We start from the raw sequence: 15,100 nt of genomic DNA, 5'->3' as shown, positions 1-15,100 counted from the left end.
AAAAACTGACCGAGTGTCAGTTTTTTTATGCATATTTTTATAGAAGATTTTAACAAAGATTTTTTGAATCTTTTTTAGCAATTATTTTAATCATAATTACATAAATATTCCTTTAAACTACAATTTAACACAATAAAATTTTTCCAAATAGTCAAATATTAAGGAGGTGTAGGACACACCCTGTCAATAATAGAGCTTATCTTTATATTCATTGAATTCATTCTCAAGATAACAAAACGGTTCATGTAAAATAATTTGATAGAGAGAGCAGGCTTATGAAAATTTTATCTGCATATACGACAAAGCACAGTCTACGTGCATTAAAACGGTTACACAAAAATATTGTTCGTCAGCAAATCAATGTTGGGAACTTAAATAAAATGTATCATGCGATGCTACATTTAGAGCGCTATATTGACCGCCTCGATCATGATAAACGCGAAAACTTGTATTAAGTGTAAAGAGCAACCTGTTAATTGTTTTTTACTAAAAAGTACAAGTGAGTTGAAAAGTTAAACCTGTTATTTATTGGATTATTCATTTGAAATAACGGGTTTTAAATAGACGGTAAAATTCAGGAGAAAAACTAAGGGAACAATAAGAAATTTAAAATAAACAAGGATGATCAAAGCTGAAAGATCAATTTTAAACTGCTGCACTGTAATAGGTGCAGCACTGCCTTGTGTGAACAATTGCTTCGGAATGTGTCGAGCTTTTAGCTAAATTGTGCGAAAATAGTGTTTTGCTATTTTTGTCCAAGGGCAGTACATGATTGACCAATCTCCTGAATCATTAAGTGATATCGAAATACTCGACATTTTGCAGTCTATGAAAAGTGATGAGCTAGACACAGAGGCAAAAGAAATTATCCGTAATGGTGGGAAAGCAGGTCGTCAGGAAGCGCATAAAGCAGCGTTGGTGGCACTTAATCAGTCATTCGAAAGCAAATTTGTAGAAGCAGTAAGTTTGGCTTTGCAGTTAAACGAAGCGCAAATGAAAAAAATCCGTTATAAAAAAGACCGTGTACGTATTTTAAAAGCACGTGGCATTGATTATTTAGCCATTGATGGCACAGAAACTGCACAAGTATTGGCTCAGGTTGCACAAGCGATTGTGCGTGAAGATGCTGTGGTGACGCATGATTTGCACAACATTTTTCCTTTCTGGAAAGAGGGCTGGCCGATGGTGCAATTCGACAATGTCTATAAAATTCTAGCTGAAGATATTGCGATTCACTATCAAGCGGTATTGGATGAATTGATCAGCAAATATTAAATAGATATTCAGCTGAATTTCAGAAGTATCAGTTCAGATTTAAAAAAAGCACCACTTCATTTTGATGTGGTGCTTTTTTGTGAATGCGAGAAAATGTAGATGCAATCAGGCTGAACGAATACAAGGAATCTCACTATCCATCTGCTTCAGTGTTGTTTTGTATTTCCTGCGTTTCTACAATTCGTGTCACTAAAAGTTGGTCAATTTTAAAATGATCGACGTCGACCACTTCAAATTTATAACCATCAAAAAGTACAGAGTCGGCAGGACGCGGGATTTTACGTAGCTTATACATCATAAAACCTGCAATGGTTTCATAATTTTCATCATCTGGCATTTCATCAATTTGCAGCGCGTGTTTAATGTCTTCAATTGGTGTACTGCCATCAATCAGCCAAGAATTGTTATCACGTTTAATGATTTGCTGATCTTCTTCAATAGGTGTTACCCAATCGCCCATCACAGTAATCATAATATCAGACAGGGTAATTACGCCCACAACCAACGCATATTCATTAATGACTACGGCAAATTTTTCTTTGGTAGAGCGGAAACGGTCTAAGACTTCAGACAGCGTGAGTGTATCTGGAATGGTTAATACATTACGGATGGTGCTTTCATTTAGTTGTAGTAAAGATTGATTATTGAGGATTCTGACCAAAATATCTTTGGCATCAACATAACCAATCACATCATCAATATTTTCGCTACAGACCAAAAATTTGGAATAAGGATATTCTGCAAGTTTTTGACGAATACTGGCTTCAGATTCCTTTAGGGTAAAAAACACCACATTTTCACGTGTAGTCATACTCGAAGGTACGTTACGTTCTTCGAGTTCAAACACGTTTTCGATAAAGTGATGTTCCTGCTTTTGTAAAACACCTGCTTGAGCGCCTGCATCCATGACTGCAGAAATATCATCAAAGGTAATATTGTCTTCGCGCGTGGTGTTTACTTTGAATAAACGGAACAGCACGTTGGCAATCGCATTAATCATCCATGCCAAAGGCTTGCATACCCGAATAAAAATTTGAATCGGGTTTATGACCGACACCGCAATTTTTTCAGGGGCGATCATCGCCAAACGCTTAGGCATCAGGTCGGCAAATAAAATAAACAGCGAAGTCACTAAGGTAAATGATAAGGCAAAACTAAGCGTTTCAGCCCATGGCCCTTGATAGAAGCGTACAACTAAGTTGTAAAAATAAGGACGGAATGCGCCTTCACCTAAAATACCACCTAAAATGGCAACTGCGTTTAAGCCAATTTGTGAGGCAGCAAAAAAATCAGCTGAGTTTTCTTGTAGGTCTAAAACTTTTTGGGCACGTTCATCGCCTGATTCGGCTAGAATTTTCAGTTTAACTTTACGTGCACCAGCCAACGCAATTTCAGTCAGCGATAAAAAACCAGCTCCGACAATGAGGATGAGGATAATAACAATATTCTGGAAGAGGCTCACGAATCCACCTGTGGATTATATTATTTTAAATATAACAATTTGAATCTTTATTAAATCATGATTAAACAATGAGGAATATCGAAATATTCCTCATCTGAGTATAAGCGTTTGTGCCAATAAGTTCAGTGAATTTTTAATTAATAGGCTGAAAATTGAGAGTTATTCAGTAAAAACTCACGGTTTTCTTCTTCAATCATTTGGCGCGCTACATATAAAATCAATTGGCGTAACCAACGGTGTGCAGGGTGATGATGTAACAACGGACACCATGCCATCTTTAATTCAAATTCTGGAATATAAAATGGTGGGTCTTTAATCAGTAAACTTTGGCTTTTGGCTTGTAAGCGCGCAATACGTGTAGGTAAGGTTGCGACTAAATCTACATTAGACGCGAGTAGTGCAGGCATTTGATAATGACGGGTAAACACCGAAATTTTACGTTTTTGTCCAATACGCTCTAAAGCTTGATCAATCCAACCCAGTCCCGCTTGTTTCTCTGGATTCACACCAAAACCAACGCCCATACCTGTTTTAGAAACCCAAATATGTTGTGCATCTAAGTAACTTTTTAAATTCAGGTTATTGGCAGCAGGGTGTTTGTGATTGAGCAGGCAAGAAAAACTATCACGCCAAACTAAAACCTGATGGAAACTTTGTGGAATTTCATTAAAACGGTTAATCGCCAAATCGACTTTACCTTGTTCCATGTCGCGATAAGACACATCACTCGGGGTTAAAAAGTCTAATACCACATTAGGTGCTTCAGAGCGTAAAGCTTTAACCAAGCGTGGGACTAATGTGGCTTCTGCGTAATCGGAGGTCATAATCCGAAATACACGATTTGAAGTATAAGGGCGGAACTCAGTACGCGGCTCCAAAATCATAGAAAGGTCAGATAAGGCATCGCGGATACGCGGTTGTAATTCTAAGGCACGTTCAGTTGGCGTCATGCCTTCAGAAGAACGAATTAGCAGGGGATCATTAAATAAATTGCGCAAACGACGTAAAATGTTACTCATTGCAGGTTGGGTAACGCCCAATTGTTCTGCAGCACGGGTTACATTTTTTTCACGAAGTAAGACGTCAAGATAAATTAATAGATTAAGATCAACCCGCTCCAGATTCATAAAATAAATACCGAAAATAAAATCACTAAATTATTGGAATTATGCCATAAGCCGTAAGGCTTGTGTATAAATTATGATGAAAAAATCGACGAGATAAACAGCAAAAAATGGCAATAAAAACAGCCAAAGTCCTGACTATTTCTGAATGAAATATGTGTACAAGCGCATTACTTTTCTAATTGCAGTATTTTAAAAGCGTGTATGCCAATAAGCATTGGCAAAACTGATAATAAAACAAAGCTTTTGAGTGAAATCTATGCAGTTGTATTGAATTGAATATCATCAAATTTTATCTAAAAAATGGCAGAAATCGCCAATGCAAGCATTTTTTATGAAATGCAAGACTTAAGTCTAATGCAGAAAATATCGGCATAGAGATGAATTTGTAAGCAAAGATATTTGATTAATTTTCTAAATAAGGTTTTTAAAATCAATAGGTTGTGTTTTTATTGTTTTTGTGAATTAAGACTTTGATCTATACATTTTTTTAAAAAATACCGAGAATTACACGAGAATATTGGATTAATTCATTCAGTCACTCTACTCTGTATTCATCGTAACGAAGTGCTCTAAATCTGAGCAATCAAGCATAAGCGCGATTTAGCCTTCGATTGATAAATCCTAAATAATATTACAGGGTACAATATCATGACTACATACCAAACAGCGATTGATGCAATCCGCGAATTAAAAGCAAAATTCGGCAACACTTGGGCAGACATCAGTCCTGAAGATGCTGCGCGTATGCAAATGCAAAACCGTTTCAAAACTGGTTTAGATATTGCTAAATATACAGCTGCGATTATGCGTCGTGATATGGCTGCTTATGATGCTGATTCAAGCAAATACACTCAATCTTTAGGTTGCTGGCACGGTTTTGTTGCGCAACAAAAAATGATTGCGAACAAAAAATACTTCGGTACTACTGAACGCCGTTATATCTACCTTTCTGGTTGGATGGTTGCTGCACTTCGTTCAGAATTCGGTCCACTTCCTGACCAATCTATGCACGAAAAAACTTCTGTTCCTGCATTGATCGAAGAAATCTACACATTCTTACGTCAAGCTGACGCGAAAGAATTAAACGATTTGTTCCGCGCACTTAAAAAAGCACAAGACGCTGGTGATACTGCTAAAGCTGCTGAAATCACTGCTCAAATCGACAACTTTGAAACTCACGTTGTGCCAATCATTGCGGACATCGACGCTGGTTTCGGTAATGAAGAAGCAACTTACTTATTAGCTAAGAAAATGATCGAAGCGGGTGCATGTGCACTTCAAATCGAAAACCAAGTTTCTGACGCGAAACAATGTGGTCACCAAGCTGGTAAAGTAACTGTTCCACACGAAGACTTCATCGCTAAAATCCACGCGTTACGTTATGCGTTCTTAGAAATGGGTCTTGACGACGGTATCATCGTTGCACGTACTGACTCTGAAGGCGCTGACTTAACTCAAAAAATCCCAGTAGTTAAAGAGCCAGGCGACATCGCTTCTCAATACATCAGCTACTTAGACACTCAAGAAATTGACATCTCTGAAGCGAAAGAAGACGAAATCCTAATCAAGCGTGATGGTAAATTACACCGTCCTAAGCGTTTAGCTTCTGGCTTGTACCAGTTCCGTGAAGGCACTCAAATTGACCGCGTTGTACTTGACTGTGTAACTAGCTTACAAAACGGTGCTGACCTTCTTTGGATCGAAACTGCGACTCCAAACGTAGAAGAAATCGCTCACATGGTTAACCGTGTACGTGAAGTTGTGCCAAATGCGAAACTTGTTTACAACAACTCTCCATCATTCAACTGGACACTGAACTTCCGTCAACAAGCGTACGACCGTTGGGTTGCTGAAGGTAAAGACGTATCTGCATACGACCGCGCTAAATTAATGAGCGCTGAGTACGACGATTCTGAATTGGCTGCTGAAGCTGACGAAAAAGTACGTACATTCCAAGCAGACGCTTCTCGTGAAGCAGGCGTGTTCCACCACTTGATCACTCTGCCTACTTACCACACAGCTGCTCTTTCTACTCACGAGCTTGCTCAAGGTTACTTCGGTTCTGAAGGTATGTTGGCTTATGTTGCTGGCGTACAACGTAAAGAAATCCGCGGTGGTATCGCTTGTGTTAAACACCAAGCAATGGCTGGTTCTGACATCGGTGACGATCACAAAGAAATTTTCTCTGGTGACAACGCGCTTAAAGCAGCGGACGAAGCTAAAAACACAATGAACCAATTCAACGCGTAATCGCTTGATGGTTTAAAAGAAAACCCTGCTGATGCAGGGTTTTTTTATGGCTATTTAAAATAGTCAAAGAACTTTGAAACATCCTTAAATTGATGTTCCTTCATTTATGAAATGCAGCAGCTGTAACCTATTTAATTTTGATCACATCTGCCTCTACAGAAGCAGGGTAATGGAAAGACACCTTAATCCATTGTTTTTGTTGTGCAGGAATTGGTTCTAAAAAATGCGGATCGACTACGGCTGCATATTCTTGATATTGCTGATCGACCAAAACCAAGTCATTGGCATGTAATTGTAATGCTTGATCAGATTGATTGTGAATTGCCAGAAAATAATCGTGTGCCATCACAGGGTCGTTTAATTCTTTGACCTCAACATTTTGTACGTGTTCAGCCTGAATATCGACATGCTTCAGGGCATTACTGACTTGCATATTTTCTACAGGATGTAAGAAAACCTGAGTTTCATTTTTCTGCTGATTTTGTGTCTTTTTCTGATTGTATAAACTGAATTTAAGACCGTGCGCTGTGAGTTGAATACGTGCATAGGCTTGCCCATTTTCTGTATTGAGCAACCATTCATTTGCCGTGTTTTGCGATGGGTGTTGGTTCTGTTTGTCTTGCTGATTGTTGCCCTGAGCAGCTTGAATCGTTCCCGCCACTTGGTTTTCGCGCTGGCGCTGTTTCGAGCGTTTAATGTCGCTGAGTTGAAAGGTTTGATCATCATTCAGGCGTAAATGAATCACATGCTGTTCACAGTTGTCACAAGGCAATAAGGCTCTAAAGTTACCTGTAGCTTGTCCTGTCCATGAAGTTGCTGAATTTTGAACTTCAGTTTTGGGCGTAATTTGTGGCTCAGAAGGCAAAGCGGATTGATATTCCCTGCTTGGATCAGTTGATCCGCAAGCTACTAAAAATAAGCTAAGTGTACTGAGTGCAATCGGATAACGATTCAGCATAAATGTTCTGAACTTCAAACTTGTCTTGCTGCCACCTTAAACTTTCACCTTGTATCTGAAAAGCCAATTTGCCTTATTTTTAATGAAGATTTGTAGCAAATCATAACAAGCCAGATGTTTTAAAGCTTTAAGTTTCACTTCAAGGATTACATCGGATTAGACCGTAAAAAACTCAGCAAACTGTGCGTAAATTTATATATTTACCATTTTAAACTTGCTTGAATCTAGCAATGAATAAGCGCAAAAACAGTATGATTTTGCATGGAATGACAAAAATAAGATGAGTGCAGGAAATTTTTATACATTTATAAAGTATTTGTTTATTTATTCGTCGTTTTAGACTTTTGTATTTGTCGATGCTTGCTAAAATTCGCACACTTTATTTGGGGTATGCGGTTGTGTTTGAAAAGTTAGCTGAGCGAAGCTTAAATTTAATGGGTTGGGAAATCGACAATCATTGTCCGTTGGAATTAGACCAATATGTGATGATTGCTGCACCGCATACCAGTAATTGGGATGCCTTATATGCACGCTTAGGGCTTAAAGCTTTGGGCGTTAATGTTCGCTTGACCATTAAAGACAGCTATATGAAATTGCCGTTTGGGCCATTTGTCCGTGCGATGGGAGGTATTGGTATAGACCGTCGTCCGAAAGCACCAGGCGAAGCACGACCTAGTATGGTTCAGCTCATGACGGACTTATTTAAAAACCATCCTAAATTGGTGATGTTGGTGACGCCTGAAGCCACACGTGCGCGTCAAGAACAATGGAAAACAGGTTTTTATCATGTTGCGTTAAATGCAGGTGTGCCAATTGCTTTGGCGTATATGGATTACGCAAAAAAGAAAACGGGTGTGGGAAAAATTGTGCATCCAACCGGTGATTTTGAAAAAGATATGGCTGAAATCATGGCATTTTATGCGCAGGTTCAAGCAAAATTTCCTGAAAGTTTTAGTGTCGATACACGTTACTATTCAGAATAAGCACACTATTTCAGTGTAATAATCTATCAAAACTAAAAGACAGGGGATTATCCCTGTCTTGCTTTAAAACGTGGATTGGATTTGCAAATCACAAATAATTTGCCACGACGTTTCACAATTTGACAATCGGCACGCGATTTTGCACTTTTTAAAGATGAACGAACTTTCATGAAGATAAACACTACAACATGTAACGTTATAATATTACATTAATAGATGACTCTTGAAAAGTGTCGATAGTCATAAAATTACCGCGTATCTTTTAAGGAGAAAATTTAAACAACAATCTTTTGGTATAAGCCCGCACGTACAGTTCCCGCTTTGCTCTCTTTAACTTTTTGCCAAGTCTGCGGTAATTTTAACAGGTTTAAATCACGATCTGCTTCAACATAAATCAGACCTTGTGCCGCAATGAGTGGATCAGCCAACCCTGCCAATTCTTCCCATAAATCTAAACTATAAGGCGGGTCTAAAAATACCAAATCAAACTGATCTTGTAGTGTCGCCAAAGCATGTTGTGCGGTAGAAACTTTTAATTGTGCTTTGCTTTTATTGACGCGTAATAATTCTAAATTTTGCTGTAAAAACTGTGCTTGTGTACGGTTTGGCTCAATCATGACCACGTGTGCCGCACCGCGAGACAGGGCTTCAAAAGCTAAAGCGCCCGAACCTGAACAGAGGTCTAACACTTTGGCGTTTTGCACATCCCACATTAACCAGTTGAATAAGGTTTCGCGCACTCGGTCGGGCGTAGGGCGTAATCCCTCAATTGAAGCAAAAGCCAACTGACGACGTTTCCATTCTCCACCAATAATGCGTAGTTGATTTTTCATGGCTTAGTCGCTCTCAATTGGGTTAGTGGGTACAACTGCTGTTGGCGCAGTTGCAGGTGGATTGGTTGGAGCTGAACTCGGAGTAGTTTGCGAAGGATTTGGGTTGAGCGCAGGGTGATTGGTTGCTGTATTCGGATTATTCACGTTATTCGTATTTGGTGCAGTAGATGAAGGGACTTCACCACTTGGCAATTCACTTGGTTTTAAACCTGCAGTCATTAAGCCACCACTCACTTGTGCGGCAGATGGACGAATTGGCTTTTTATTTTTATTCAGTAACCAATAGTCTAAAATTGGACGCGCCAAAGCCGTTGCTGCAGAACCACCGCGACCATTTTCTAGAATGATGGCAATTGCGATTTCAGGGTTTTCGGCAGGAGCGAAGCCAACAAATAAACCGTGGTCAAGCTGACGGTCGGTCAATAAGGCTTCGTTATAGCGTTTACCTTGCGCAATACTTTTAACCTGTGCTGTACCTGTTTTACCTGCAACTGAATATTGCAAGCCGCCTTTAATCCCTTTACCTGTACCTGATTGAATCACATCAACCATGGCATCACGCATTTTAATCCAGTCTTCTTCTGTGCCGTTAAAGTCAATTTTTCCGTTGGTACCATTGTGAACTTTAAATGGTTTCGCGCCACGACTTTCACGTAACACGTGCGGTGTGACTTTAAATCCTTTGTTGGCGGTGATGGCGGTGGCCATTGCTAATTGCAATGGTGTCGAGGTAAATGCACCCTGACCAATACTGACGGAAATTGTTTCACCTTTCATCCATTTGGCTTTGCGCGTACGCATTTTCCAGTCCGGGTTTGGGTAGAGTCCTGTGCTTTCACTTGGTAAATCGACCCCAGTTTTTTCACTGAAGCCAAATTGACGCATCCAGTCGTTCATTTTTTCAATGCCCATGCGATACGACAATACATAGAAGTAGGTATCACACGACACGACTTGAGCTTTGTGCATATCGACAATGCCATGCCCAGTTTTTTTATGGTCACGGAAACGGTGGCTGTCGCCTGGTAAAGTGAAATAACCATAATCCTGAATGGCGGTTTTCCAGTCGACATAGCCATAATGAATACCGCCTAAACCAAACATCGGCTTAATGGTAGAACCCGGTGGATAAACACCTTGTACTGCACGGTTATAGAGTGGTTGATCTAAATTATCGCGTAAGGCAGAGTAGTCGGTATGGCTAATACCTGTGACAAATAAGTTAGGGTTAAAACTCGGACTGGAGACTAAAGCTAAAATTTCACCTGTACGTGGGTCAAGTGCCACAATTGCACCACGGCGTTCTGCCAGTTGTTCAGAGGCGACCACTTGCAAGCCATAATCCAATGACAAAAACAAATCATTGCCACGTACAGGGTCTTTACGTCCTAAATTGCGCAGCACATTACCATGTGCATCGGCTTCTACAGATTCGTTGCCGGGTACGCCATGTAGCAAGTGCTCATACGATTTCTCCACCCCAATTTTGCCAATCAAGTTGGTGCCTGCATAAGCATCTTTGTCAATTTCTTTCAGTTCTTTGTCGTTAATGCGCCCGACATAACCAATCACGTGCGCAAATAAGTCACCATGCGGATAGTAACGTGTCATCTGGGTTTCAATATTGACCCCAGGGAACTGAAATTTAACTTCACTAAAACGGGCAATATCCGATTCATTTAAATTCAGCTTGATCGATACACGTTCAGTTTTACGTGAAGTTTTAATCCGACTTTTAAAGCGATCGATATCTTCTTCTGTCAGTTGTAAAACAGGTGTCAGTCGCGCAATGGTATCGTCAATATCTTCAACATCTGCACGGCTTAGAGTGGCTGAGAACACAGGGTAGTTATCTGCCAATAACACACCATTGCGGTCATAAATATAACCACGTGCAGGTGCGAGTGGTTGTAGCCGAATTCGGTTTTTATCTGATGCAGTCGCAAATTCATCGTAGCCGCTAATTTGTAAAAAGGCATAACGAGCCACCAACAGCAGCAAGAAAAAAACCACAACACCCACCGAAAAAAAGATGCGATTGCGAAAAATACGCTTCTCTTGCTGAGCATTTTTTAACGGATAGTGTTGTTTCATACAAAAATTGGCTTAACAAAAATGAGGGAGAACGAATTTGGACTATTCTAACGCATCTATTGGCAATTTTGAGTAACCATGTTTGACTGAATTGCCCGATTTAACCTAGAAGATGGGCGCAATCTTAATTTTTGACTTTAGCGACATCAAAATTGTAATTTGCTGTATATAAGAATCCTGACAATTCTGCTAGAGTCAAAACACGAAAACAGGACTGTTTTTAAAATTAAAACAAATGGACACTGGTGACAATAATGACAAAAGTCTATTCTTTCGTGGCATTACTTGCCTTTTCAAGTTTTAGCTTTGCTGGGAACACTACTTTTTTACCTGAAGCAAAAATTAGCGCAGATAGCGCAAAAACCTGGAATGTAGGGGCGGGTATTACCCAAAAATTACTGCATTTGAATGGTGAATGGGTCAATCCTTATGGCATTGCCTATCTAAAAGCGGGGGCTTTTTTAAATGGTGACCATGAAGTCGGTGGGCAAACAGGTTTTCGTTACCCATACCACCTCACAGGTAAAGACAAAAATGGTTATTATATTGGCGCTTACGCAGGACACCTAGAATCTAAATGGGTGGATGGTGAAGAAAAAGCGCGTTTAGGTGCAGGCATTGATCTGGCTTATGTATTACTGAGCCCTGAACGCATCAGTAGCTTTAGTGTTGGCATTGGCGCAGGTGAAAAATTGGAAGATCGACAAGGGCGAGTGATTGCGGAAACTGAGCCTAGACTACAATTTTCCTATACGCTCAGTATGGGTTTGTAGTCAGAATAGTGACTTTTAACTACTTTAGAATCTTGTAATTAGAACTAAATATGGAAAAAATGCATGCTTGAGTACGTCAATCAGTTGTGGCAAACCTTTTTGAATCGTCCAGATTTTTGGGCCGTGCTCAGTATTATTCCTGTGACTGCTTTTGTGACTTGGGCGCACGTGTGGATGGCACTAAAAATGGTGTTCTATCCAATTAGCTTTTGGGGCTTTCACCTTGGGCCTATTCCTGTGGGATGGCAGGGGATTGTACCGCGTAAAGCAGGGCGTATTTCAGGCATCATTACCGATAACACATTGTCAAAATTAGGTTCATTGCGTGAGTTTCTCAATGCTATGGACCCTGACGATATGGCGCGTATTATTGGTGAGCAAGTGGGTTTTGAACTTGAGCACTTAATTGATGAGGTCATGTTAGACCGCAATGCTGTGCTTTGGGAAAACCTACCGTATTCGATTAAACGCCGTATTTACGCACAGGCGCATAAACAATTGCCAGGTGTGCTGCGTGAATTGGTGACTGAACTGACCTTGAATGTTGAATCCTTGGTGGATATGCGTGAAATGGTGGTCAGCCAAATGGAAGGTGATCGCCGCTTAATGGTGCGTATGTTCCTAAAAGTCGGTCAAAAAGAAATTAACTTTATTTGGCATATCAGTGCATTGATTGGGATGTTCTTTGGTATTTTCCAAATGATTGTTTGGTTTCTTGTACCATGGCACTGGACGGTTCCATTTTGGGCGGCAATTTGGGGCTTCTTGACCAACTGGATTGCGATTTGGATGGTATTTAACCCAGTCGAACCACATTACGTGAAATATCCGCAGTTCTTTAAATTGACTGAAAATCGTCAATTTCCATGGATTAAGCCAGTGATTCCACGCATTGGGACTTATAATATTCAGGGTGCGTTCATGAAACGCCAAGAAGAAGTCTCGGATGTGTTTGCAACGGTAGTCACAGAAGATCTGATTACGTTAAAATCGATTATGACTGAAATGATGTATGGCAGTAAAAAAGACAAAACCCGCCGTATTGTCAAACGCCACATCAACGAAATTATGGAAACACCATTGGTTCGTACCTCTTTACAGTTGTCTTTGGGGCCAAAAGAGTATGCCAAACTCAAGACTGACTTGATTGATCGTTCGATTGAAATTACGATGGTGCCTGTATGCGACCCTGCCTTTAATGCGAGCCGTGCACAGAAAATTTATCAAATGTTCAGAGATCGTATTCGTGAACTGACGCCAAAAGAATTCCAGAATCTCTTGCGTCCTGCCTTTCAGGAAGATGAGTGGATTTTAATTGTCTTGGGTGGTGTAACTGGTTTTATTGCTGGTTTAATACATTTGTTTGTCGCTTTCTTATAAGAGGATGCTGGCTGCGTAAAGGGCGATGGCTCTGATATGCAACGAGTGTCAAATACATTGTTAAAATGAGGATGTTTTTTTATGCGCATTATCTTACTCGGACCACCTGGAGCAGGTAAAGGTACACAAGCTCAGTTGATCTGTAAGCGCTACAATATCCCACAAATTTCAACCGGTGATATGCTCCGTGCTGCAATTCGTGAAGGTACTGAATTAGGTCTACAAGCCAAAAGCGTCATGGACGGTGGCGGTTTGGTATCTGATGAACTGATCATTGGCTTAGTGAAAGAGCGTATTGCGCAGCCAGATTGCGTGAATGGTTGTATTTTTGATGGTTTCCCTCGCACTATTCCACAAGCTGAAGCCTTGGAAAGCGAAGGCATCAATATCGACCACGTGATTGAAATTGATGTTGCAGACGAAGAAATCGTACAGCGTTTGTCTGGTCGTCGTCAGCACCCTGCATCTGGTCGTATTTATCACCTTGTTTACAACCCACCAAAAGTGGAAGGTAAAGATGACGAAACTGGCGAAGATTTGGTTCAACGTCCAGATGACCAAGAAGAAACTATTCGTAAACGTTTAAAAGCGTATCACTCAGAAACTGAGCAATTGGTTGGCTTCTATCAAGGTCGTGCTGCTTCTGGTGAAAATGCACCAAGCTATAACAAATTGAATGGTCTTCGTCCAATTGAAGAAGTTCAAGCAGATTTGTTTGCTATTTTAGACCAAGCAAAATAAGTCTAGGTTTTAGACCAAGCCTGTTTAAAAGAAAATAAAATCGCTTAAACAGGCAGCTTGTTTTGACTTTAAAAGAGTCCTGATTCATATTAGGGCTCTTTTTATTTGTGTCAGTTTGGGAGAGTGCTTTGCAACATGCTGCTGTGATCATCATGTTATTGGCAAGTATTGCCGTTTTAGGCTTTCTTGTTTTTGTGAGCTATAAGTTATTGCGCAACACACAAGCTCAGAATTCGGCTGAAAAAAAATCAGGTAAGCACTATCAATTGCATCCGAAACTTAAACAACAGCAAGAACAACAACGTCAGTCTGAAGATTCTCAGGATAAATAAATCATCTCTGCACAATCTTGTGCATAGATTGCACAGTTATCCACACGATTTTGGATAATCCACATTGCTTTGATGATCTAGCTTGTCATCAATAAGCTTAGATCACTTTGCAAAACTCTACCGAAGCACTTACTTAGATATGGGCGCGTGATGAATTTCATGCAGCGTAGTATGACGATGTGCACCAAATTCAAAGCGATCAGGCCAGTTACACACATCTGACACCACACATTCAGCGCATTTAGGCTTACGCGCAATACAACAATAACGGCCATGTAAAATTAGCCAGTGATGCGAGTCAATTAAAAATTCTTTAGGAATGACTTTAATCAAACGGTGTTCGACTTCTAAAACATTTTTACCTACAGCTAAACCTGTACGGTTACCTAAGCGGAAAATATGCGTATCGACCGCCATAGTAGGCTGTCCAAATGCGGTATTTAACACTACATTGGCCGTTTTGCGTCCCACGCCGGGCAAGGCTTCTAAATTGGCACGATTATCAGGCACGATGCTGCCGTGTTTTTCGATGAGAATTTTGCAGGTTTTAATGACATTTTCTGCTTTGGAATTATACAGCCCGATGGTTTTAATATATTCTTTTAAACCTTCCACACCTAAGGCATAAATCGCTTCGGGAGTATTGGCAACAGGAAACAGTTTGTCGGTGGCTTTATTGACGCTGACATCGGTCGCTTGTGCAGATAAGGTCACCGCTATCAGCAATTCAAATGGATTGGAAAAATTCAGTTCAGTGGTCGGATTTGGACGTTGGTCACGTAAGCGCTCAAAAAAAGTCTGAATTTGCTTTTTGGTCATATTTTTAGACGGCTTTTCTTTGAGCGTGGTGCTTTTGGCAGTCGTTGTTTTAACCGCTTTATTGGTCAGACGT

The 15,100-nt window shown here is 40.3% G+C and carries 15 protein-coding genes; 8 read left to right on the top strand and 7 right to left on the bottom strand.

The window, feature by feature from the left end:
• Positions 1-275 precede the first annotated feature (275 nt).
• Positions 276-455 carry a hypothetical protein gene (locus FTT91_RS01840; RefSeq protein WP_131262037.1) on the top strand — a complete coding sequence of 60 codons (180 nt, stop codon included), beginning with the start codon at positions 276-278 and terminating at the stop codon, positions 453-455.
• Between the two features lie 313 nt (positions 456-768).
• Positions 769-1,275: a hypothetical protein gene (locus FTT91_RS01835; RefSeq protein WP_004977287.1), complete on the top strand. Its 507-nt coding sequence runs from the start codon at positions 769-771 to the stop codon at positions 1,273-1,275.
• A 133-nt stretch (positions 1,276-1,408) separates the two neighbouring features.
• Here FTT91_RS01835 and FTT91_RS01830 read toward each other — a convergent pair whose 3' ends face one another.
• Together FTT91_RS01830 and FTT91_RS01825 are read right to left on the bottom strand one after the other, a co-directional pair.
• Positions 1,409-2,737, bottom strand: a complete 1,329-nt coding sequence (locus FTT91_RS01830; protein WP_179989393.1) for a hemolysin family protein — start codon at positions 2,735-2,737, stop codon at positions 1,409-1,411.
• A gap of 137 nt (positions 2,738-2,874) precedes the next feature.
• Positions 2,875-3,864: a LysR family transcriptional regulator gene (locus tag FTT91_RS01825; protein WP_004977282.1), complete on the bottom strand. Its 990-nt coding sequence runs from the start codon at positions 3,862-3,864 to the stop codon at positions 2,875-2,877.
• A gap of 648 nt (positions 3,865-4,512) precedes the next feature.
• Here FTT91_RS01825 and FTT91_RS01820 point away from each other — a divergent pair.
• Positions 4,513-6,114 carry an isocitrate lyase gene (locus FTT91_RS01820; protein WP_004977281.1) on the top strand — a complete coding sequence of 534 codons (1,602 nt, stop codon included), beginning with the start codon at positions 4,513-4,515 and terminating at the stop codon, positions 6,112-6,114.
• Between the two features lie 127 nt (positions 6,115-6,241).
• On the opposite strand, the gene FTT91_RS01815 is transcribed toward FTT91_RS01820, so the two are convergent.
• Positions 6,242-7,072 carry a copper resistance protein NlpE N-terminal domain-containing protein gene (locus FTT91_RS01815; RefSeq protein ID WP_096901480.1) on the bottom strand — a complete coding sequence of 277 codons (831 nt, stop codon included), beginning with the start codon at positions 7,070-7,072 and terminating at the stop codon, positions 6,242-6,244.
• 356 nt (positions 7,073-7,428) lie between these two features.
• Here FTT91_RS01815 and FTT91_RS01810 point away from each other — a divergent pair, with 356 nt between their 5' ends.
• Positions 7,429-8,055, top strand: a complete 627-nt coding sequence (locus tag FTT91_RS01810; protein ID WP_104852321.1) for a 1-acyl-sn-glycerol-3-phosphate acyltransferase — start codon at positions 7,429-7,431, stop codon at positions 8,053-8,055.
• Between the two features lie 47 nt (positions 8,056-8,102).
• On the opposite strand, the gene ykgO is transcribed toward FTT91_RS01810, so the two are convergent.
• From ykgO to mrdA, 3 genes are all read right to left on the bottom strand, one after another.
• Entirely contained in the window at positions 8,103-8,225 is a 123-nt protein-coding gene (gene ykgO, locus FTT91_RS01805; protein WP_026438469.1) for a type B 50S ribosomal protein L36, read from the bottom strand.
• 105 nt (positions 8,226-8,330) lie between these two features.
• Positions 8,331-8,888 (bottom strand): 16S rRNA (guanine(966)-N(2))-methyltransferase RsmD, encoded by a 558-nt coding sequence (rsmD, locus tag FTT91_RS01800; protein WP_180168863.1) that lies wholly within the window; start codon positions 8,886-8,888, stop codon positions 8,331-8,333.
• Positions 8,889-8,891: 3 nt separating this feature from the next.
• The gene (mrdA, locus tag FTT91_RS01795) at positions 8,892-10,982 is read right to left on the bottom strand and encodes a penicillin-binding protein 2 (protein WP_096901482.1); all 2,091 of its coding nucleotides are present in this window, start codon (positions 10,980-10,982) and stop codon (positions 8,892-8,894) included.
• 254 nt (positions 10,983-11,236) lie between these two features.
• On the opposite strand from mrdA, the gene FTT91_RS01790 reads away from it, so the two are divergent.
• The 4 genes from FTT91_RS01790 (at position 11,237) to FTT91_RS01775 (ending at position 14,208) form a co-directional block, all read left to right on the top strand.
• Positions 11,237-11,755: a hypothetical protein gene (locus FTT91_RS01790; RefSeq protein ID WP_004970721.1), complete on the top strand. Its 519-nt coding sequence runs from the start codon at positions 11,237-11,239 to the stop codon at positions 11,753-11,755.
• A 63-nt stretch (positions 11,756-11,818) separates the two neighbouring features.
• Positions 11,819-13,135, top strand: coding sequence for a hypothetical protein (locus FTT91_RS01785; protein ID WP_167846149.1), 1,317 nt, complete (start codon positions 11,819-11,821; stop codon positions 13,133-13,135).
• 81 nt (positions 13,136-13,216) lie between these two features.
• Positions 13,217-13,876 (top strand): adenylate kinase, encoded by a 660-nt coding sequence (gene adk / locus FTT91_RS01780; protein WP_004970717.1) that lies wholly within the window; start codon positions 13,217-13,219, stop codon positions 13,874-13,876.
• 107 nt (positions 13,877-13,983) lie between these two features.
• A complete protein-coding gene (locus FTT91_RS01775) occupies positions 13,984-14,208 on the top strand; it encodes a hypothetical protein (RefSeq protein WP_225543532.1) in 225 nt (74 codons plus the stop codon).
• Between the two features lie 129 nt (positions 14,209-14,337).
• Here the strand turns inward: FTT91_RS01775 and nth are convergent, their stop codons facing one another.
• Positions 14,338-15,027, bottom strand: coding sequence for an endonuclease III (nth, locus tag FTT91_RS01770; RefSeq protein WP_180168905.1), 690 nt, complete (start codon positions 15,025-15,027; stop codon positions 14,338-14,340).
• Positions 15,028-15,100 lie beyond the last annotated feature (73 nt).

It is taken from the genome of Acinetobacter sp. YH12021, from assembly GCF_013420145.1.
Taxonomy (GTDB): domain Bacteria; phylum Pseudomonadota; class Gammaproteobacteria; order Pseudomonadales; family Moraxellaceae; genus Acinetobacter; species Acinetobacter towneri.
The sequence above is the reverse complement of the archived record's forward strand: the minus strand, read 5'-3'. Positions and strand labels throughout refer to the sequence as shown.

What these genes read in the sequence shown, in the direction of transcription:
- FTT91_RS01840 (WP_131262037.1), top strand. Translation starts at nt 276, where the DNA reads ATGAAAATTTTATCTGCATATACGACAAAGCACAGTCTACGTGCATTA.
- FTT91_RS01835 (WP_004977287.1), top strand. Translation starts at nt 769, where the DNA reads ATGATTGACCAATCTCCTGAATCATTAAGTGATATCGAAATACTCGAC.
- FTT91_RS01825 (WP_004977282.1), bottom strand. Translation starts at nt 3,864, where the DNA reads ATGAATCTGGAGCGGGTTGATCTTAATCTATTAATTTATCTTGACGTC.
- FTT91_RS01820 (WP_004977281.1), top strand. Translation starts at nt 4,513, where the DNA reads ATGACTACATACCAAACAGCGATTGATGCAATCCGCGAATTAAAAGCA.
- FTT91_RS01815 (WP_096901480.1), bottom strand. Translation starts at nt 7,072, where the DNA reads ATGCTGAATCGTTATCCGATTGCACTCAGTACACTTAGCTTATTTTTA.
- FTT91_RS01810 (WP_104852321.1), top strand. Translation starts at nt 7,429, where the DNA reads ATGCTTGCTAAAATTCGCACACTTTATTTGGGGTATGCGGTTGTGTTT.
- ykgO (WP_026438469.1), bottom strand. Translation starts at nt 8,225, where the DNA reads ATGAAAGTTCGTTCATCTTTAAAAAGTGCAAAATCGCGTGCCGATTGT.
- rsmD (WP_180168863.1), bottom strand. Translation starts at nt 8,888, where the DNA reads ATGAAAAATCAACTACGCATTATTGGTGGAGAATGGAAACGTCGTCAG.
- mrdA (WP_096901482.1), bottom strand. Translation starts at nt 10,982, where the DNA reads ATGAAACAACACTATCCGTTAAAAAATGCTCAGCAAGAGAAGCGTATT.
- FTT91_RS01790 (WP_004970721.1), top strand. Translation starts at nt 11,237, where the DNA reads ATGACAAAAGTCTATTCTTTCGTGGCATTACTTGCCTTTTCAAGTTTT.
- FTT91_RS01785 (WP_167846149.1), top strand. Translation starts at nt 11,819, where the DNA reads ATGCTTGAGTACGTCAATCAGTTGTGGCAAACCTTTTTGAATCGTCCA.
- adk (WP_004970717.1), top strand. Translation starts at nt 13,217, where the DNA reads ATGCGCATTATCTTACTCGGACCACCTGGAGCAGGTAAAGGTACACAA.
- nth (WP_180168905.1), bottom strand. Translation starts at nt 15,027, where the DNA reads ATGACCAAAAAGCAAATTCAGACTTTTTTTGAGCGCTTACGTGACCAA.